General features: G+C 66.4%; 20 protein-coding genes. 11 read left to right on the forward strand and 9 right to left on the reverse strand.

Features of this window, described 5'->3' with window-relative positions:
• Positions 1-35: 35 nt before the first annotated feature.
• Complete coding sequence (locus tag KUL97_RS03160; RefSeq protein WP_217795541.1) at positions 36-725, forward strand: DUF6816 family protein; 690 nt, start codon at positions 36-38, stop codon at positions 723-725.
• On the opposite strand, the gene KUL97_RS03165 is transcribed toward KUL97_RS03160, so the two are convergent.
• Positions 707-1,417, reverse strand: coding sequence for a glutathione S-transferase (locus tag KUL97_RS03165; RefSeq protein ID WP_217795542.1), 711 nt, complete (start codon positions 1,415-1,417; stop codon positions 707-709). The two genes, KUL97_RS03160 and KUL97_RS03165, sit on opposite strands and share 19 nt — an antisense overlap.
• A 56-nt stretch (positions 1,418-1,473) precedes the next feature.
• On the opposite strand from KUL97_RS03165, the gene KUL97_RS03170 reads away from it, so the two are divergent.
• The 5 genes from KUL97_RS03170 to KUL97_RS03190 are packed head-to-tail and all read left to right on the forward strand — an operon-like array spanning position 1,474 to position 5,764.
• Positions 1,474-1,680, forward strand: coding sequence for a DUF751 family protein (locus tag KUL97_RS03170; RefSeq protein WP_010311515.1), 207 nt, complete (start codon positions 1,474-1,476; stop codon positions 1,678-1,680).
• A 2-nt stretch (positions 1,681-1,682) separates the two neighbouring features.
• Positions 1,683-2,093 (forward strand): 30S ribosome-binding factor RbfA, encoded by a 411-nt coding sequence (gene rbfA, locus KUL97_RS03175; RefSeq protein ID WP_217795543.1) that lies wholly within the window; start codon positions 1,683-1,685, stop codon positions 2,091-2,093.
• A complete protein-coding gene (locus KUL97_RS03180) occupies positions 2,080-3,693 on the forward strand; it encodes a glycoside hydrolase family 3 N-terminal domain-containing protein (RefSeq protein WP_217795544.1) in 1,614 nt (537 codons plus the stop codon). Before rbfA ends, KUL97_RS03180 begins: the two co-directional genes overlap by 14 nt.
• 53 nt (positions 3,694-3,746) lie before the next feature.
• Positions 3,747-4,940, forward strand: a complete 1,194-nt coding sequence (locus KUL97_RS03185; RefSeq protein ID WP_217795545.1) for a glycosyltransferase — start codon at positions 3,747-3,749, stop codon at positions 4,938-4,940.
• 5 nt (positions 4,941-4,945) lie between these two features.
• A complete protein-coding gene (locus KUL97_RS03190; RefSeq protein WP_217795546.1) occupies positions 4,946-5,764 on the forward strand; it encodes a uroporphyrinogen-III synthase in 819 nt (272 codons plus the stop codon).
• Here the strand turns inward: KUL97_RS03190 and KUL97_RS03195 are convergent.
• The 3 genes from KUL97_RS03195 to zds are packed head-to-tail and all read right to left on the reverse strand — an operon-like array spanning position 5,748 to position 8,258.
• Complete coding sequence (locus tag KUL97_RS03195) at positions 5,748-6,251, reverse strand: hypothetical protein (protein ID WP_217795547.1); 504 nt, start codon at positions 6,249-6,251, stop codon at positions 5,748-5,750. The genes KUL97_RS03190 and KUL97_RS03195 overlap by 17 nt on opposite strands.
• Positions 6,252-6,273: 22 nt before the next feature.
• Positions 6,274-6,729: an SRPBCC family protein gene (locus tag KUL97_RS03200; protein WP_217795548.1), complete on the reverse strand. Its 456-nt coding sequence runs from the start codon at positions 6,727-6,729 to the stop codon at positions 6,274-6,276.
• Positions 6,730-6,764: 35 nt separating this feature from the next.
• Complete coding sequence (gene zds / locus KUL97_RS03205) at positions 6,765-8,258, reverse strand: 9,9'-di-cis-zeta-carotene desaturase (protein WP_217795549.1); 1,494 nt, start codon at positions 8,256-8,258, stop codon at positions 6,765-6,767.
• A 104-nt stretch (positions 8,259-8,362) separates the two neighbouring features.
• Here zds and KUL97_RS03210 point away from each other — a divergent pair, with 104 nt between their 5' ends.
• From KUL97_RS03210 to KUL97_RS03225, 4 genes are read left to right on the forward strand one after another with little or no spacing between them, the layout of a single operon-like run.
• Positions 8,363-8,779, forward strand: coding sequence for an iron-sulfur cluster assembly accessory protein (locus KUL97_RS03210; RefSeq protein WP_217795550.1), 417 nt, complete (start codon positions 8,363-8,365; stop codon positions 8,777-8,779).
• A 59-nt stretch (positions 8,780-8,838) separates the two neighbouring features.
• The gene (locus KUL97_RS03215; protein WP_217795551.1) at positions 8,839-9,267 is read left to right on the forward strand and encodes a hypothetical protein; all 429 of its coding nucleotides are present in this window, start codon (positions 8,839-8,841) and stop codon (positions 9,265-9,267) included.
• The gene (locus KUL97_RS03220; RefSeq protein ID WP_217795552.1) at positions 9,264-10,484 is read left to right on the forward strand and encodes a lipid-A-disaccharide synthase-related protein; all 1,221 of its coding nucleotides are present in this window, start codon (positions 9,264-9,266) and stop codon (positions 10,482-10,484) included. The genes KUL97_RS03215 and KUL97_RS03220 overlap by 4 nt, the downstream gene beginning before the upstream one ends.
• The gene (locus KUL97_RS03225; RefSeq protein WP_217795553.1) at positions 10,477-10,758 is read left to right on the forward strand and encodes a hypothetical protein; all 282 of its coding nucleotides are present in this window, start codon (positions 10,477-10,479) and stop codon (positions 10,756-10,758) included. The genes KUL97_RS03220 and KUL97_RS03225 overlap by 8 nt, the downstream gene beginning before the upstream one ends.
• Here the strand turns inward: KUL97_RS03225 and KUL97_RS03230 are convergent.
• Both KUL97_RS03230 and KUL97_RS03235 read right to left on the reverse strand, forming a co-directional pair.
• The gene (locus KUL97_RS03230) at positions 10,727-11,656 is read right to left on the reverse strand and encodes a TIGR01777 family oxidoreductase (protein WP_217795554.1); all 930 of its coding nucleotides are present in this window, start codon (positions 11,654-11,656) and stop codon (positions 10,727-10,729) included. The two genes, KUL97_RS03225 and KUL97_RS03230, sit on opposite strands and share 32 nt — an antisense overlap.
• Before the next feature lie 28 nt (positions 11,657-11,684).
• Positions 11,685-12,914 carry a cation:proton antiporter gene (locus tag KUL97_RS03235; RefSeq protein WP_217795555.1) on the reverse strand — a complete coding sequence of 410 codons (1,230 nt, stop codon included), beginning with the start codon at positions 12,912-12,914 and terminating at the stop codon, positions 11,685-11,687.
• A 54-nt stretch (positions 12,915-12,968) separates the two neighbouring features.
• On the opposite strand from KUL97_RS03235, the gene KUL97_RS03240 reads away from it, so the two are divergent.
• A complete protein-coding gene (locus KUL97_RS03240) occupies positions 12,969-13,220 on the forward strand; it encodes an NAD(P)H-quinone oxidoreductase subunit O (protein WP_217795556.1) in 252 nt (83 codons plus the stop codon).
• Here KUL97_RS03240 and KUL97_RS03245 read toward each other — a convergent pair.
• From KUL97_RS03245 to KUL97_RS03255, 3 genes are all read right to left on the reverse strand, one after another.
• Complete coding sequence (locus KUL97_RS03245) at positions 13,217-13,915, reverse strand: J domain-containing protein (protein ID WP_217795557.1); 699 nt, start codon at positions 13,913-13,915, stop codon at positions 13,217-13,219. The two genes, KUL97_RS03240 and KUL97_RS03245, sit on opposite strands and share 4 nt — an antisense overlap.
• Positions 13,916-14,075: 160 nt before the next feature.
• On the reverse strand, positions 14,076-15,668 hold the full coding sequence (locus KUL97_RS03250) for an iron uptake porin (protein ID WP_217795558.1): 1,593 nt from the start codon (positions 15,666-15,668) through the stop codon (positions 14,076-14,078).
• Positions 15,669-15,911: 243 nt separating this feature from the next.
• Positions 15,912-17,367, reverse strand: a 1,456-nt coding sequence (locus KUL97_RS03255; protein WP_217795559.1) for an iron uptake porin, incomplete at its 5' end; no start/stop codon positions are given.

Consider the following 17,367-nt stretch of genomic DNA (forward strand, 5'->3'; position numbering starts at 1 on the left):
CCAGGATCAGCGCAGCCTGCCACGCCTGATCAACCATGGGGATCGCCCTGTTGCGCAGCCTGCTGGTGGCAGCGATGCTGCTGATGCCGGCACCACAGGCACTGGCCGCAGCGGGCGCCAGCGCCGAACCGCTGCAGCAGCGGCTGGCCAGCTGGCCGAACTGGAGCCTGCCGGCGCCACTGCCGCGGCCGGGTCAGCAGGATCTGATCTACCCGGCCTGGTTTAACGGCCACTGGCAGGCCACCAACCACGACCCCAGCGGCCGAGAACCTGATCTGCACTACGAAGTGCGCTTCAGCGCCGACCCGCAGGGCCAGGTGGTGGGGGATCGCGCCTTCAACGCCGCGGCCATCGGCCAGGCGCTGCTGGGGGCGCAGCTGCTGCAGGTGCGCAACGATCCGCTCAACCCCAACCGGCAGCTGGCCCTGCTGGCCGGCGATCAGCAACTGGAATCCACGGTGGTGGGCCGACGCAGTGGGCTGCTCAGCGGGGAGTGCTTCCTGGCGGATGAACTGGCCCTGCAGGTGATGCATGGCCCGGGCGATCCACGGGTGAGCCGCGTGGAAACCCTCAGCCGCTACCAGTTGGTGGCACCGGATCGCATCGAAGCCGAGCAGTGGCAAGCCAGCTACGGCTCACCCGCGGAGGGGCTGGCGGCCGAGGCCCGGCACAGCTGGCGAGGCGTGCTGGTGCTGGAGCGCCTGGATCAGGAGCGACCCACCTGAGTGCCGATGGCATCGCGCCACTGCCAGAGCGGCGCGAGCAGAGGATCGTCGGCCAGGCCCGCCACGCCACGGCCCGCCAGGGGGGCACCGGCACTGGCAGGGAAGCTCAAGAGCGAGAGCTGGGCCACCACCGCCAGATCCGCCAGGCTGAGCTGATCACCCACCAGATAAGGCTGCTGCTGCACCAGGGCGCAGAGCTGCTCGAGGTTGGCGCGCAACTGCTCCAGGCCGCCGTGATCGATCACCTGGCCAAGGCCACTGAGCACGCCGGAGGGCAGGGCCCCCACCAGGGTGCGCAGCGGCGCCGGCGTGGCATCCGGCAGCAAGCCGCCGCGCAACACCGGATCGGCGGCAGCCGCCTGCACCAGCGCCAACCGGGCACCGGCCGCCAGGGCTGTATCGGCCCAGTCTTCAAGGATCAGCACCTGGGCCCGCAGGGCAGGATCGGCCGGCAGCAGGGCCGGTGATGCTGTGTGGCGCTCCAGGTACTGCGCGATGGCGGTGGAATCAGCGATCACCTCGGAGCCGTCGACCAGCACCGGCACCTGACGCTGCCCCGAGAGGCGATAGAGCTCCACCTGCCCAACCCCGGGAGTGACCTCCAGCACGCTGTAGAGGAGGCCCTTCGCCGCCAACACCAGGCGCACCTTCTCGCAGAAGGCGGAGTGGCGGAACTGATGAAGCTCCAGCATCGGACCCTTTTCGCGGCAGAGTAGCCAGCACTCAACGGCCAGCGCCCGAGCCCCCGATGCGGGATTTCTTCCTCAACGTCACGCGTTATCCGCGCTATTTGATCGCGTTCGGGCTGGGCGTGGCCAACTCCGTGCTCGAGCCCCTGGCGAAGCGCCGCAGCAATCCGGTCACGGCGGTGGCGCTGGTGGGTGCGCTGGTGAGCGGCCTGGTGAGCCTGGGGCTGATCCTGCGTGCCATGGTGAGCACAGATGTAATCGCCTAGGCATGGCGCAGGGCAGGCGGGTGGAACGGGTGGCGGCCCTCATCCGCCGCGAGGTGAGCGAGCTGCTGGTGAACGGGATCAAAGACGATCGCGTCAGCCTCGGGATGGTGAGCGTCACCAACGTGGAGGTGGCAGGTGATCTGCAGCACTGCAAGATCTACGTGAGCGTGTACGGCAGTCCCGAGGTGCAGCAACAGGCGCTAGCCGGTCTGCGTTCAGCGGGGAGTTACGTGAAAGGGGAACTGGGGCGCCGCCTCAACATGCGCCGCACGCCGGAGGTGATCTTCCACCTCGATCGGGGCATTGAAAAGGGCACCTCCGTGCTCGGGCTGCTCAACCAGCTGGAGGAGCAACGGCAGGAGCGCGGCGAGATTCCTGAGGGCACAGGCCAGCTAGACGATGACCTCAGCTGAGCGGCGTCGCCAACTGGCCCAGCTGCTGGTGGTGCGCGGCAGCGGCTTCAGCCGCGACAGCCAGCGCCGCTATCCCCGCTGGGAGCTCACCAACGCTGAGCTGAAGCAGCTCCTGGAAGCCGGCGTTGGTGGTGTGATCCTGCTGGGGGGCAGCAGCGAAGATCTGCGCCTGCGTTGCGCCCAGCTGCAGTTCTGGGCCGACCAGCCCCTGCTGCTCTGCGCCGATGTGGAAGAGGGCGTAGGCCAACGCTTTGAGGGCGCGAGTTGGCTGGTGCCGCCCCTGGCCCTGGGGCGACTGCATGGCCGCGATCCTCAGCGGGCTGTGGCCCTGGCAGAGCGCTATGGGCGCTGCTGCGGCCGGCAGGCGCGGCTTGTAGGGCTCAACTGGGTGCTGGGGCCCGTGTGTGATGTGAACAACAACCCCGCCAACCCGGTGATCAATGTGCGGGCCTGGGCAGAAACACCCGAGAGCGCCGGTGCGCTGGCGGCGGCCTTTGTGCGCGGCTGCCAGGGCGAAGGCGTCCTGGCCTGCGCCAAGCACTTCCCCGGCCATGGCGACACCAGCACCGACTCCCACCTGGAGCTGCCCCTTATTCCCCACAGCCGGGAGCGGCTGGAGGCGGTGGAGCTGCCCCCCTTCCGCGCTGCCATCGCGGCGGATGTGGCCTCCGTGATGACAGCCCATCTGCAGCTGCCCGCCTTCGACACCACCCATCCCGCCACCCTCTCGGCCGCGGTACTCACAACGCTGCTGCGGCGCGATCTCGGCTTCAAGGGGCTGGTGGTGACCGATGCGCTGGTGATGGAGGCGATCACCCAGCAATACGGCGCGGCGGAAGCGGCGGTGCTGGCCTTTGAAGCCGGTGCGGATCTGATCCTGATGCCGGCCGATGCCAGCGCAGCCCTTGATGGCCTGGAGGCGGCGGTGGCCAGCGGACGCATCAGCCTGGCCCGCGTTCAAAAAAGCCTGGAGCGCCGCCAGGCGGCCCTGGCCCGCTGCGGCCCTAGCGCCGCGGCTCACCTGGAGACGGTGGTTCAGGAGCTGAGAGATCTGGTGAACCCGGAGGAGCGCCAGCTCAGCCAGGAGCTGCTGGCGCTGAGCCTGGAGCACCAGGGCGGTTCGGTGGCGCCTGCTGCGCCCGGGGTGAACCTGATCCGGCTTGATACCCAACTCAATGCGCCCCAGCTGCCGGCGATGGCCCCGGCGCTGCTGCGGCCCGCCGCCCAGGGCTATGGCGCCGTGGTGCTTGATGGCCGCAGCCCCAGCCCCTGGAGCGGCAACCCGGAAGCCCCCCTGGCCCTAGAGCGGCTGGGGGATGGCCCGGTGCTGCTGCAACTACTGGTGCGGGGCAATCCCTTCCGCGGCAGCGCCGGCGGCGATGAACCCTGGCCCCAGGTGGTGCAGCAGCTGCTGGAGGCCAACCGCTTGGCCGGCCTGGCGGTGTACGGCAGCCCCTATCTCTGGGAGCAGCTGCGGGCGCTGCTGCCGCCGGAGCTGCCGGCGGCCTACAGCCCGGGCCAGATGCCCCAGGCCCAGGCGGCCGTCTTGGAGCGCCTGGGCCTCGGCGCCGCGGCCCTGGAAGGCGGCTTCACCGACTGAGCCGTTACACCGCAGCGACCTGCCACTAACCTCAGGCCGCCTGCACCGCCGCCATGCTCAGCCTCTCGATGATCGTGCGCGATGAAGCAGCACAGATCGAAGACTGCCTGCGTTCGGTGCAGGGCTTCGTCGACGAGATGGTGGTGGTGGACACCGGCTCCACCGACAACACACCGGCCCTGGCACAGGCGATGGGCGCGCGCGTGGAGCAGATCGAATGGCCGGGCGACTTTGCCCCAGCCCGCAACCAGGCCCTGCAGTGGGTGAGCGGCGACTGGGTGCTGGTGCTCGATGCCGATGAGCGCCTGCGGCCCGAGGCGATGGCGCCGCTGCGGGCCCTGATGGCCCAGCCGGATGTGCTGCTGGTCAACCTGCTGCGCCACGAGCGCGGGGCCGTGCAATCCCCCTACTCGAATGTGAGCCGCCTGTTCCGGCGTCACCCAGCGATCCGCTGGAGCCGCGCCTACCACTCGATGGTGGACGACAGCGTGGCGGAACTGCTCCAGCAGGAGAGCCATTGGCGCATCGCCGACTGCCCCGAACCTGCTCTGCTGCACGACGGCTACCGGCCGGAGCTGCTGGCCCAGGGCAACAAGCCGCAGCGGCTGCGCGAAGCGATGGAAGCCGAACTGCTGGAGCGCCCCGGTGATCCTTACGCCTGCGCCAAGCTCGGCAGCCTGGAGGTGGCCGAAGGCAACCTGGAACGCGGCACAGCGCTGCTGCGTCAGGGGCTGGAGCAGTGCCCGGCAGGCGCCCACCCTGAGCGCTACGAGCTGCTGCTGCACCTGGCCCTAGCGGAAGCGCCGCGCGATCCCGCCGCGGCAGTCGCCCTCTATCGCGAAGCCCTGGCGCTGCCGCTGGCAGCCCGCCTAAGCCTCGCCGCCCGGCTCAACCTGGCGGCCCTCCTGCTCCAGCAGGGCCAGGCGCAGGAGGCCGAAACGCTCTGCCAGCGCGCCACCGCCGCGGCCCCTGAGATCAGCCTGGGCTGGTACAACCTCGGCCTGATCCGCCGCCGCCTGGGCGACATCGCCGGTGCCCTGGAGGCCTACCGGGAGGCGCGGCGGCTGCAGCCCGAGCACCCTGAAACCCATCAGAACTTGGCGGTAGCCCTGCTGCTCGGCGGCGATATCGACGGTGCCCGCAACAGCTTCCGACAGGCGATCGAGCTGCTGGGGCAGCAGGGCCGCAGCGCTGAAGCCGCCCAGCTGCGCCAGCAGGCCGGGGCGATGGTGAAGCTGGAGGGCTGATCCCGATGCCGAACTCCGCCCCTCTGAAGGGCCGCACCATTGCCGTGACCCGCGCCGAGCAGCAGCTGGGCGAAGCGCGGCGCCTGTTTGAGCAGGCCGAGGCCGCGGTGCTGGATCTGCCGGCGCTGGTGATCGGGCCGCCGGATGAATGGGGCCCGCTCGACGACGCCCTGGCCGAGCTCGATGAATTCCACTGGCTGGTGGTGTCGAGCAGCAACGGTGTGGATGCGGTGGAGCAGCGGCTACAACGGCTGGGCGGCAGCCTGGCCCGCCGGCCCCAGAGCCTGAAGATCGCCGCCGTGGGCCGCAAAACCGCCGCCCGCCTCGAAGCGCTGGGGGCGCCCGCGGATTTCGTGCCACCACAGTTTGTGGCCGACAGCCTGATCGATCACTTCCCGGTGTCGGGCTGGGGGCTGCGGCTGCTGCTGCCGCGGGTGCAGAGCGGCGGGCGCACCGTGCTGGCTGAAGCCTTCGGTGAAGCGGGCGCTCGGGTGGTGGAGGTGGCCGCCTACGAATCCCGCTGCCCCGCATCGCTGCCGCCAGCCACCGCCGCCGCCCTGGCCGCAGGCAGCGTGGACGCCATCACCTTCAGCAGTGGGAAAACCGTGCAACACACCGCCCAGCTGCTGGAACAGCAGTTCGGCGCGGACTGGTCGCAGCAACTCAACGGGGTGGCCTTGGTGTCGATCGGGCCACAAACCAGCCACACCTGCCGCGCCCAGCTGGGCCGCGTCGACGCGGAAGCCGATCCCCACGACCTCGACGGCCTGGTGACGGCCTGCGCTCAGGCGTTGGCGGGGCGGCCGCTCAGAGCTCCAGGGTGATCTTGGGGCTGCTGGGCTCAGGTCCTGTCGCAAGGGTCAAGCGCCCCTGAGCAACATCGACGGCCGCCACCTTCCAAGCCTGTGGCAGGAGATCGGTGGTGCGACCGCCCTGATCACCCACCACTAGGGAGCCGGCATTGCCCTGGAACTGAACCAAAGCCTGAGCATGCCCGCTGGCGAGAATCACGCCGCTGAATTTCAAGCCCTCGGGCAGCACTGGTGGAGCTTCGCCTGAGGACGGAGGCAGCGGCGCGAAAGGATCCACACGACCCACGCCCACCTCGCTGATCACCTGCTGCGGCGTGGGCAGCGGCGTAAAGCCAGCGGCAGGCCGCGGGGTGGCGTTAACCGGGTTTCCCGCGGCCGGCTTAGAGGGGGGCGAAGACAGGCTGATGCTCTCGGGCCCGGAGCTCGAACCGCAAGCGGTCAGGGCGGGCAACAATGCCAGGGCAACGATCCAGCCCCACCAGGAGCCACAGCCGCTCATCAAGCGTCGAGAATCGGATGCGTCATCCCTGCTGTTGGCCATACCCGCTTTGCACGAGATCGCGGAAGCGATCCAGATTGGCCTGGAGCTCCTTGGTCACGATCCCCCCCAGGATGGAGGGTTCCATCAAGGGTGCCAACACCCCCGGCAGCTCGTAGCTCACCGTGAGCTTCACGGCGGTGAGATCTGGCCCCTGGGGATAGAAGCGCACGGCGCCTTTGGTGGGCAGGCCACCCACCGACTCCCAGTGCAGCTGCTGAGCCTCCACACGCTGGGTGATGCGCGCTTTCCAGTGGAAGCGGAAGCCTTGAGCCGCCAGGGTCCAGTCGGTGAGATCGGGATCGCCGGGTTCGGTGACCACCGATTCGATCCAGTTCATCCAGCGAGGCATCGCCTCGAGATCGCTCCACACCTGCCATACCCGCTCAGCTGAGGCCTTCACCTCCGTGGTGACGCTGTGTTCAAGCCAACGGCCCATGGGAATCAAGCGAAGGGGTGATCAGGCTGCAGTGATCAAGCCACAGCCGCATTGGTAGCCAGCTCGGCCGTCCTGCCCAGGATGGCGGCGGCCGCAAGTCGTCCACTCATGGTGGCGCCTTCCATCGAATCGATGTAGTCCTGCTTCGTGTAGCTGCCGGCCAGGAAGAAGTTGCCCACCGGTGTGGCCTGATCCGGGCGATAGGGCTCCATGCCCGGTGCTTCGCGGTAGAGCGACTGGGCCAGCTTCACCACGTTGCTCCACACCAGTTTGAGGTTGCGGGCGGAGGGGAACAGGCGCCGCACCTGCTCGTCGGTGGCGGCCACGATCTCCTCGGTTTTCTTGGGGATCCAGGGATCACCAGGGGTGAGCACGCACTGCAGCAACGAGCCCACGCCCTCCTTGCGGTAGTCCACCGGGCTGGCCAGGGCCAGATCAGCGAAGCAGCTGAAGTCGGCGTCAGCGGTGTAGAGGAGGTTGTCGAGGCCGGCGGGGCGCTCCACATCGCGGCGGGCCGCTTCTTCCAGGGCACCGTCGCCCAGTTCGGTCACCCAGCCGTCGTAGCGAAGTTGCACAGTGGCAACCGGCACGGCCTCGAGCTTGTAGAGGTTGTCGAACAGGGGCCAGCGGCGCCAGGACTCGGGAATCATCCGCTGGATGCCGGGCACATCACAGGCCGCCAGATAGGCATCGGCTTTCACTTCGATGTCGCCATCGGGGGTGCCGAGCTTGAGGGCACTCACCTGGGTGGAAGGCAGGCCATCCGCGCCCGCTGCCCCTTCTTCAAACACCACCTCCGTCACGCGGTGGCGCAGGTGCAGCTTGCCGCCGCGCTCCTGGATGTACTCGAGGATCGGGCCGGTGAGCCAGCGATGCGGCGAACCCTTGAGCAGGTTGAGCTTGGAGGCTTCTGTTTTGGCCGCAAACATCATGAAGATGGTGAGCATGCAGCGGGCCGAAATCGCCTCGCAGTCGATGAAGCCGAGGGCGTAGGCAATCGGATTCCACATCCGCTTGATGCTCTGCTCGCTGCCGCCGTGGCCGAGGAACCACTGCTGGAAGCTGATGCGATCGAGATCGCGAATCACCTTCATCGCCCCCTCGTAATCCACCAGGCCGCGCACAATCGGGCTGGTGCCCAGGGCCAGGGCGTTGCGCAGCTTGTCGAGCCAGTCGAGCTGGGGGGTGGTGAAGAAGGCCTTGAGGCCGTTGAAGGGCGCGCCGAGGGCGAAGCGGAAATCGAGCTCACGCAGGTCGCCGCCGGCGTTCACAAACAGGTGGGTGTGGTCTTTGGGGAGCAGGTTGTCGATCGCTCCCACCTTGCGCAGCAGGGCAAAAAGGTTGGCGTAGTTGAAGAAGAACACGTGCAGCCCCATCTCGATGTGGTTGCCGCCTTCATCCACCCAGCTGCCCACCTTGCCGCCCATGAACGGCCGGGCCTCATAGAGATCAACCTGATGGCCGGCATCCACCAGATCCACCGCCGCCGCCAACCCGGCCAACCCCGAACCCACGATGGCGACGCGCACCCTGCTGCTCCCACTGAATGGGCACGACTCTATGGAGACGCCCTACGCGGCGGCAGGTGTGGGTTGCGCTCCATACGATGGGTGCATCAGGCCAGGGCCTTTCGATGACCAGCGAGACCGCTACTACACCCGTCGCCGCTCAACCCGCGCAGGCCACCCACACCGGCCGCGACGGCAAAGGGATCCTGATCACCGAATCGGCGATGAAGCAGCTGGCGACGCTGCTGCCAGCCCAGGGCGAGGGCAAGGTGCTGCGGGTAGGCGTGCGCTCCGGCGGCTGCAGCGGCATGAGCTACACGATGGATTTCATCGATGCGGCCGACATCCAGGCCGACGATGAGCGCTACATCTACGAGCCCGCCGGCGCCCCCAGCTTCACGGTGGTGAGCGATCCCAAGAGCCTCCTCTACATCTATGGCATGCAGCTGGATTTCTCCAGCGCCCTGATCGGCGGAGGCTTCAACTTCACCAACCCCAACGCCACCCAAACCTGCGGCTGTGGCAGCTCGTTTGCGGTGTGAGCGATGGCCAGTCCCCCCGGGTGCGAACCTGAGGGCACGACCAGGCCCGCTGCCACCCCATGACCGACGCCGTTGCTGAAGCCCCCTCGCTGTTTGAGCAGGCCCTGCAGCGCTACCAGGAAGGCGCGCCTCTGCCGGAGGTGATCGACAGCTTCCTCACCATCACCCAGCAGGAGCCGCGGCTTTCGGCGGGCTGGACCTGCCTGGCCTGGCTGCAACTGCTCGATAACCAGCCCCAGGTGGCCCTGCGCTCGGCCCGCAACGCCGTGAAGCTCAATCCCCAGGACCCCCAGGCGCGGATCAACCTCAGCCTGGCGATGCTGGAAACCAACGCCAAAGGCGTGCGCGAACACATCGAGTGGGTGCTGCGCGTGCGGGCGATGGCACCGGAACTGGCCGAAGAGCTGGATGGCTCGATTGCGGATGGCCTGGCCCGCCGCCCCGACTGGCAGGCCCTGCAGAAGGTGCAGGCTTGGCTCAAGGGTTGAACCCACCCAGCAGCGATCCAAGGCCGATCCTGCTGCTGAGCAACGGCCATGGCGAAGACCTCAGCGGCGCCCTGATCGGCCAAGCCCTGCAACAGCGAGGCCTGGCGGTAGAAGCGCTGCCTCTGGTGGGCCATGGCCGCGCCTACAGCCAGGCGGGGATCCGTGTGCGGGGGCGCACCCGTGAATACAGCACCGGCGGGCTGGGCTACACGAGCCTGCTGGGCCGCATCACCGAGGTGGTGCAAGGGCAGATCCTCTATCTGCTCAGCCGGCTGCTGCTGCTGCTCCGCATCGCCCGCCGCTACCAGCTGATCGTGGTGGTGGGCGATGTGATCCCAGTGGTGGCGGCATGGTTGAGCCGGCGCCCCCAAGCGGTGTATCTCGTGGCCTACTCCAGCCACTACGAAGGCAAGCTTCGCCTGCCCTGGCCTAGTGCCCCGTGCCTGCGCGGGCGATGCACCCGGGCGATCTACAGCCGCGACGCCCTCACCGCCGCCGACCTCACCGGCCAGCTGCAGCGACCGGTGTATTTTCTGGGCAATCCCTTTTTTGATGGGGCCCTGACCCCCAGCGAGCGGCTGCAAGGTGCACCCCAGCAACGGCTCGGCCTGCTGCCGGGCAGCCGTCTGCCGGAAGCGCTGCACAACCTCGAGCTGATGCTGCGGGTGTTGGAGCGCCTGCCGGAAGCCCTCAGGCCTGCGCAGCGCCTGGGGCTCCATGCCGCCTTGGTGGGCAAACTCACGCCGCAAGAGGTGGCGCCATTGGCCAGCCGGCTGGGCTGGAAGCTGCAACTGGAGGGCGAGGAACGCTGCTGCCTGCAGCGGGGCCCGCTGCTCTTGCAGTTGGAGTGGGGCCGCTTTGCGGCTGTGGTGCAGCAGTGCGACCTGCTGCTTTCCATGACCGGCACCGCCGCTGAGCAATGCGTGGGGCTGGGAAAACCGGTGCTGCAGCTGGTGGGCGAGGGCCCCCAATTCACCGCAAATTTCGCCGAGGCCCAACGCCGGCTGCTGGGGCCAGGCCTGTTCTGTGCCGGAGGCGAACCGGGCAGCGATGCGCAGCTCGATGCCACGGCCGAACTGCTGGAGCAGCTGCTGGAGCGACTGCTTCAAGATTCCAGCTGGCGGGCCGCGCTGCAACAACTCGGGCGCGAACGCATCGGCAGCGGCGGTGGTGCCGCCAGGATGGCCGCCGATCTGAACACCCGCCTGGATGGCTGAACCCACCGCCAGCAGCATCCCCCTCGGCCAACGCCTGAAGGGCTGGATCGACACCCTGCTGGTGGTGGATGTGTTTGTGGTGATCGCCGGGGCGATCTGGTTTGGCGTGGCCGTGCTCTGCCACAGCCGCGGCATCGAGACACCGCTGGATTGGTTTCAGCGGCTGTGGGAGCCGCTGTTTACCCCGGCGATCGGGCTACTGATGGGGGCCGCGATTCTCAGCGGTGTGCTCGGCTGGGCGCTCAACTGGTGGCAGAAGCGAGTGCAGCGCTGAGCTCGCCGTAGCGGAAGGAAAAGCCTTGCTGCTCCAGGCGCTTGGGCAGCACCTTCTGGCCCTCCAGCACCACCTTGGCGCCATCGCCCAGCAACAGCTGCAGCAGGGGCCCTGGCACCGGCAGCAGGCTGGGGCGCCCGAGGCAACGGCCCAGGGCGGCAGCGAAGGAGGCCATGCTGCAAGGCTGCGGCGCCACAGCGTTGTACACACCGCTGTAGGCGCCATCGGCGAGGGCGGTGCTGATCAGCTGGCAGAGGTCGGGGCGGGCGATCCAGCTCATCCACTGCTGGCCATCGCCGATGGGCCCGCCGAAGCCCATGCGGAACACCGGCAGCATCTTGCCGAGGGCACCGCCATCGCCGCCGAGCACAATGCCGATGCGCAGGATCACCACGCGGCAGAAGGCTGCTGCGGCCTGAGCTTCCTGCTCCCAGGCCACACACAGCCGGCCGAGCACATCGGTGCCTGCGGGGCTGGATTCGCTGAACTCCTGGCTGGTGCTGGTGCCGTAGTAGCCGATGGCCGAGCCATTGATCAGCACGCCTGGACGCTGCTCCTCCGGCAGAGCGGCCATGGCCGCCACCAGGGCACGGGTGGTGTCGATGCGGCTGCGGTGGAGCAGCTGCAGGTGCTGCGGCGTCCAGCGCTTCTCGGCGATCGGCTCACCAGCCAGGTTCACCACCGCCTCAGCCTTGGCGAGGGCCTGCTGCAAAGGCGGTTGCTGCCAGCTGGCGGGGTTGGAGGGATCAGCCTGGAGCCGCTGCAGCTGCGGATGCTGCACAGCAGGCAGCGGTTGCGGGGCACGGCTCACCAGGGTGAGGCTGTGGCCGCCCTCCAGCAACTGGGGCACCAGGGCGCGGCCCACAAAGCCGCTGCAGCCCACCAACAGAATCCGCACGCGCTCAGCTCACGATCACCGGCCAACGCTAGGGATGGGCGCTGCCCACCAGGCCGAGGCGCCGCGCCAGGGGGCTGAGCAGCGAGCCCTGCAGCACCAGGCCCAGCAGCACCACCGCCAGCGCAAAGGCGGGCATCGCATCACCCCAGGGCAGATCAGAAGCGGCGGCCTGGAGGGCGATAGCCACCGGCACCGCCCCGCGCAAGCCCGCCAATGCCGTGAACTGGCAATCAGCTCGGCTGAAGCCCGAGCGCAGCAGCAACAGCTCCACCACCAACCAACGCACCAGCAGCAGCACCAACAGGAGCACCAGCGCCGTGGGCAGTAGCTCCACCACATCGGTGGGTTGCACCACCAGGCCCAGGCAGAGAAACAGCATCAATTCCGCCAACTTGGCAAAGCCGGCCTGACTGGCCTCCAGCTGCTCTTGATCCACCTCCTCGCTATTGCCGAGCACCAGACCCATCACATAAGCCGCGAGCAGGGGACTTGCACCCACCAGGCTGCTGCCGCCTGCGATCAGCATCAGCGCCGCCAGGGCCATCACCGTGACCTGGCTGAGGTTGAGGCGCTGGCGGCGGCGGCCCAGCAGCAGCACAGCGGCCTTACCGCCCAGAAAACCCACAAAGGCCCCCAACAAGAACTGCCGCACCACCTCCACGAGCAGGGGAGCAATGGCTGTGTCGTGGCTGTGGGGCAGCGCAATCGCCAAGCCGGCCAGCACCACCGCGATGGGGTCATTGAAGCCCGATTCGCACTCGAGCAGATCAAGCAGGCGCTGAGGCAGGCGCTGCCGCAGCGGCCTGAGCAGGCTCAGCACGGCGGAAGCATCGGTGCTGCAAAACATCGCGCCGATGAACAGGGCGCCTGCCACCCCCAACGGGTGATGCCGCCACGGAAGGTGCTGAGTGAGCGCCACCACAAGGGCCAACGCTCCGGCCGTGAGCAGGGAACCAAGGGTGGCCAGCCGTATCGAGGGCACGAGCACCTGCCGCATCTGCTGCCAGTTGGCCGCAAGCCCCCCGAAAAACAGCACCAACACCAACGCCACCTGGGCCAACTGATCGGCCTGGGCCAGGTTGAGCAACGCCGCCGGCTGATCGGGTCCGGCGTTGATGTTGTTGTCGATCAGCAAACCGAGCACCAGCACCAGCAGGATGCCGGGCATGCGGATCTGGGAGGCGATGTCGTCGAGGAAGAGGGCGAGCAGCAGCAGGCCGCCGAAGAGCACCAGCAGCAGAGCCAGGCTGGGGGGCACAAAACCAGGAGCGAGGAGCGGGCTCTAGCCTGCCTGGGAGCACGCCACAACGCCATGGCTGAAACGCCCGCGGCAGCACCCGAAGCCGCCGCCAAGAGCACCATCAAGAAGGGCAGTCTGGTGAAGGTGAACCGCAGCGCTTACGCCAATAGCCTCGAAGCGCAGGCGAGCGACACCGTGGCGCCCGCTTACATCTTTGAAGGCCCCGCCGAGGTGCTGGTGATCAAAGGCGATTACGCCCAGCTCCGCTTCCGCAGGCCGGTGCCGGATGTGTGGCTGCGGACGGATCAGCTGGAGAGCGTCTAGATCTCCAAACGCCGCCGCTCCTCCTGCAGGCGCGTGCGGCGTTGCTTGGCTTCGCGCAGCATCTCGCGGCCGTCGCGGAGGTAGCTATCCACGTAGCCCATGGTGTATCGCTCCAGTTCCGTAAGCGCGTCTTGCACCTGGGAGAGGCAGTGATACACGCTCAGGCTGAAGCCCTGGGCTGAGGCGGGGGCCGCCATCGAGCGATACAGCGCGTCCACCTTCTCCAGCTTCGCCTGGCTCTGCTCAAGGAAGGTGCAGAAGCTTTCCATCAGCTGATCGTCGTAGGGATCGGCGGAGAGGGCGCGCAGCTGGGCCGGGAAGGGATTGATCACCTGGGCCAGCAGGCGATCGATCGGGGCGTATACCGTCTGCAGCCAAGCGAGCAGCTCGGCATCGCCGCGGGCAGCCTGGGCTGTGGCCTTGCGGGCAGCGCGGCCTGCGGCGGCGGAGCGTGCCGAGCGGGCGGAGCCTGCTGTTGTGAGGGGATGGGCGCGGTCATGGGCAGCACGCCTTTCGGCATCGCCCAGCACTTCCCAGGCCGCATTGAGCTCCAGGATTCGATGCTCGTCCCCCCCCGCATCAGGGTGGTGCTGCTTCACCAGAGCGCGGTAGGCAGCCTTGATCTCAGCCCCACTGGCCGAGGCGGCCACCCCAAGTACCTGATACGGGTCGCGAGCAGAAGAAGACCTGGGCAAGAGCAGGCAAAGGCAAGCCACATCCTCGCGCCCGAGAACGGGCACCGGTACCCGGCCTGAAGCGTGGCCACAAAAAAGCCCCCCGCCGAAGCGGGAGGCTTGAGTTTTTGGTGTGTGAGTGTGCGCGAGGACGCGCGTGAGGAGTGAGCGGATCAGACGATCAGAACTTGAAGCCCACCTGAACCAGGCCACCGAAGGCGTTGAAGGTTTCGCCTTTGGGGGTGTTCTGACCAGCGGGGCGGCTCAGGTAGATCAGAGCGGGTGTCACGCTGATGTTGTCGGTGACTTGGAAGTTGTACCACCACTCCCAGGCGTAGTTGCCGTCGTAGGGGGTGCTGCCGTCGAAGGTGGAGGTGGTGAAGGGCGACTGACCCACACCCATACCAGCAGAGTTGCCGTCGACAAAGACGTCATCCCACTGCAGGCCCACCATCCAGGACTGAGCGTTCTTGGTGTTGATGGCTACTTCGTATCCATCGGTGAAGGTGGTGATCCCCCAGCCGGCACTGATGGAAGGCACCCAGCCGCTCTCAGAGGGCTGCCAGTAACCGTTGATAGCGAAGCTATTGGTGGCAGCGCTGCTGCCAAGTTCAGCACACTTGGTCTTGGAGTTGTCGTAGGTGTACTGCGTGCCAGAGCGAATGTTGGTGCCGCACTGGCCGTAGCGATAAGCACCGGTCAGGGCCCAACCCTTACCAGCACCACCGAGCTGAGCCAGGAAGGATCCAGCCGAGTTATCGGTCATGATGCCGCCCTCGTCAGGGTTGCCTTTCTGAGCGTTCTTCGCCACATAGTTCACAGCAGCGGCAAGATAGGGATTACCCTTCTTCACCTTTTGCTTCCAAACCAGACCCACACCAGAGCCGGTTTCCTTGTTGTAGGTACCGGAGGTGCCGTAGGTGCCGTAGAGGAAGTCGGTGATGTACGACTTGTAGGCGGAGGGAGTGATCGCCAGCATCTCGGTGTTACGAACACGAGCACCAAGGGTCGCCTTCAGTTCGTTACCGACCGGGAAGGTGTAGTACAGACGGTCAATGTCGACCACATTGGGTCCAGCCTCAGACTCGAACGACTTATCGAGCTTGGTGGAGCGGTACTGACCGCCGTCAAAGGCTGAGTTGGCGTAGTTACCGGCGCGCAGACGGGTGCGCAGCAGGTCCTTACCGGTGAAGCTGGTGTCGAAGTTCAGACGAACTTGGTAGTTGAACACCATGGCGTCGAGCAGGCTCTCACCATCCAGGCCGGGGCCGGTGTTGCCGTTCTTGGCCGAACCGCCGTAGGTGTAGGCACCGATGTCAAAGGTGGCTTCACCCTTGAGCTTGGTGGTGGTGGAGAACTGGGTGGCTTCCAGCTCAGCAACCTTGGCCTCGAGGCCATCCACGCGGCCCTTCAGAACGGCGAGTTCCTTTTCGAACTCCTTCATCAGGCGCTTCAGCTCGTCGGTCACTTCAGTGATCCGGTCGAGGCAAGCGTTCAGCAGGGCGGCCGCTTCAAAACGGGTCATCGCACGGCTGCCGCGGTAGGTGCCGTTGGGGTAGCCGGCCACACAGCCGTAGCGCTCGATCAGGTTGCTCAGAGCCTGATAAGCCCAGTCGGTGGGCTGCACATCGGAGAACTGGGTGATCGAAGTCACCTGCTCCTCAGAGCCGTACTGGCTGACGCCAGCGATGTTGAGTTCAGAGGCAGATGCAGCCACGGGAGCCATCAGGCCCAGGGCAGCAGGTGCCAGAAGAAGCTTCTGGAACAGTTTCATGGTCCTCACACCAATTGAGGGAATTCCTGAACCAAGGCACAGGAATGGGCCGACGTTACCGGTGAGATGACACCGCAAAACCGGTGCGGAACACCATCAGATGTGCCCTGCGCTACAACTCCTGATGATGGCTTGACAAGAAAAAAGCCCTGGCCGAAGCCAGGGCTGATCACGAGGAATGAGGACTGTGTGAGGAAAGAGCTCGAAAAGTGTGAGAAACGAGCTCTGTTTGAGATCAAACGATCAGAACTTGAAGGTGGTCTTGACGATACCACCGAAGTTGTTGAGAGGAGCGCTGTCGTTCTTACGACCGTTGTCCAGCCAACCGAGGTGACCCAGGGGGTTGGAGAGGTAGTAAAGGGCGGGGGTCACGCTGATGTTGTCGGTGACCTGGAACTTGTACCACCATTCCCAAGCCCAGTTGCCGTCCTTGGGCGAGTCGCCGCAGATCGCATTGCGGCCCTTGTTGAGGTTGCCGCAGGCGGTCAGGAAGGTGGGCTGACCCAGAGCCATACCCAGGGCGTTGCCCTTGATGAAAGCGTCGTCCCACTGAAGACCGACATACCAGCTGTTGGCAGTCGCGCCGTCGAAGTCGAAGGCGTTGTCATCGGTGCTGTAACCGGTGATGCCCCAGCCAGCACTGATGGAGGGGATAAAGCCGCTCTCAGAGGGCTGCCAATAGGCGCTCACTGCAACAGAGTTGTTGCTGCCGGAAGCCACACCCAGAAGAACGGAGGCGGGGGTACCAGAGGCAGGGCCTACACCGTTGCCGTAGTTGTAAGCAACAGCTGCTCCGAAGTTGTTACCCGCGTAGCCAATCTGAGCGGTGAAGGTCTGGTTGGCACCATCGGTACCGATGCCACCCTCGTTGGGATCACCAATCTGAGCGTTAGAAGACACGTAGTTGAGGCTGAAGCTCCAACCGTTGTCCTGGTACCACACACCAGCACCAGCACCCAGGTTCAGGCTGTAGGTACCAGGGGAGCCGGCATAGGTGAAGACGTCGAGGACGGTGTCAGCGGGATACACGCTGGGCCACATAGCCAGCATGTCGTCCTGACGGACACGGCCACCGAAGGTAACGGTGACTTTATCGCCAACGGGGAACTGGTAGAAGAGGCGGTTGATGCCTACGGTGTTACCACCGGGAACTTCACCTTCCTGGAAGGCCACTTCCAGAGCGTTCAGAGCGGTGTTGGCGCCGTTAGCGCCAACAGGCTGACCGCTCCAAGGAGAGGCTCCAAAGTTACCGGCACGCAGGGTGGTGCGCAGCAGGTCCTTACCGGTGAAGCTGGTGTCGAAGTTCAGACGAACGTCATAAGCAAAGGCGGCAGCACCAGTGCCGGCCTTGGCATCGTCAACGATGCGGCTGTTGCTACCGCCGTAGGCGTTACCGCCCAGCACGAAGGTGGCAATACCCTTCAGCTTGGTGGTGGTGGAGAACTGGGTGGCTTCCAGCTCAGCAACCTTGGCCTCGAGGCCATCCACGCGGCCCTTCAGTACGGCGAGTTCCTTTTCGAACTCCTTCATCAGGCGCTTTAGCTCGTCGGTCACTTCAGTGATCCGGTCGAGGCAAGCGTTCAGCAGGGCGGCCGCTTCAAAGCGGGTCATCGCACGGCTGCCGCGGTAGGTGCCGTTGGGGTAGCCGGCCACACAGCCGTAGCGCTCGATCAGGTTGCTCAGAGCCTGATAAGCCCAG

It is taken from the genome of Synechococcus sp. HK05 (assembly GCF_019104765.1).
Lineage (GTDB): Bacteria > Cyanobacteriota > Cyanobacteriia > PCC-6307 > Cyanobiaceae > Vulcanococcus.

Excerpts from the sequence above, each read along its gene's own strand:
- KUL97_RS03190 (WP_217795546.1), top strand. The coding sequence starts at position 4,946 with ATGCCGAACTCCGCCCCTCTGAAGGGCCGCACCATTGCCGTGACCCGC.
- KUL97_RS03180 (WP_217795544.1), top strand. The coding sequence starts at position 2,080 with ATGACCTCAGCTGAGCGGCGTCGCCAACTGGCCCAGCTGCTGGTGGTG.
- KUL97_RS03210 (WP_217795550.1), top strand. The coding sequence starts at position 8,363 with ATGACCAGCGAGACCGCTACTACACCCGTCGCCGCTCAACCCGCGCAG.
- rbfA (WP_217795543.1), top strand. The coding sequence starts at position 1,683 with ATGGCGCAGGGCAGGCGGGTGGAACGGGTGGCGGCCCTCATCCGCCGC.
- KUL97_RS03170 (WP_010311515.1), top strand. The coding sequence starts at position 1,474 with ATGCGGGATTTCTTCCTCAACGTCACGCGTTATCCGCGCTATTTGATC.
- KUL97_RS03165 (WP_217795542.1), bottom strand. The coding sequence starts at position 1,417 with ATGCTGGAGCTTCATCAGTTCCGCCACTCCGCCTTCTGCGAGAAGGTG.
- KUL97_RS03215 (WP_217795551.1), top strand. The coding sequence starts at position 8,839 with ATGACCGACGCCGTTGCTGAAGCCCCCTCGCTGTTTGAGCAGGCCCTG.
- KUL97_RS03225 (WP_217795553.1), top strand. The coding sequence starts at position 10,477 with ATGGCTGAACCCACCGCCAGCAGCATCCCCCTCGGCCAACGCCTGAAG.
- KUL97_RS03200 (WP_217795548.1), bottom strand. The coding sequence starts at position 6,729 with ATGGGCCGTTGGCTTGAACACAGCGTCACCACGGAGGTGAAGGCCTCA.
- KUL97_RS03195 (WP_217795547.1), bottom strand. The coding sequence starts at position 6,251 with ATGAGCGGCTGTGGCTCCTGGTGGGGCTGGATCGTTGCCCTGGCATTG.
- KUL97_RS03185 (WP_217795545.1), top strand. The coding sequence starts at position 3,747 with ATGCTCAGCCTCTCGATGATCGTGCGCGATGAAGCAGCACAGATCGAA.
- KUL97_RS03160 (WP_217795541.1), top strand. The coding sequence starts at position 36 with ATGGGGATCGCCCTGTTGCGCAGCCTGCTGGTGGCAGCGATGCTGCTG.
- KUL97_RS03240 (WP_217795556.1), top strand. The coding sequence starts at position 12,969 with ATGGCTGAAACGCCCGCGGCAGCACCCGAAGCCGCCGCCAAGAGCACC.
- KUL97_RS03250 (WP_217795558.1), bottom strand. The coding sequence starts at position 15,668 with ATGAAACTGTTCCAGAAGCTTCTTCTGGCACCTGCTGCCCTGGGCCTG.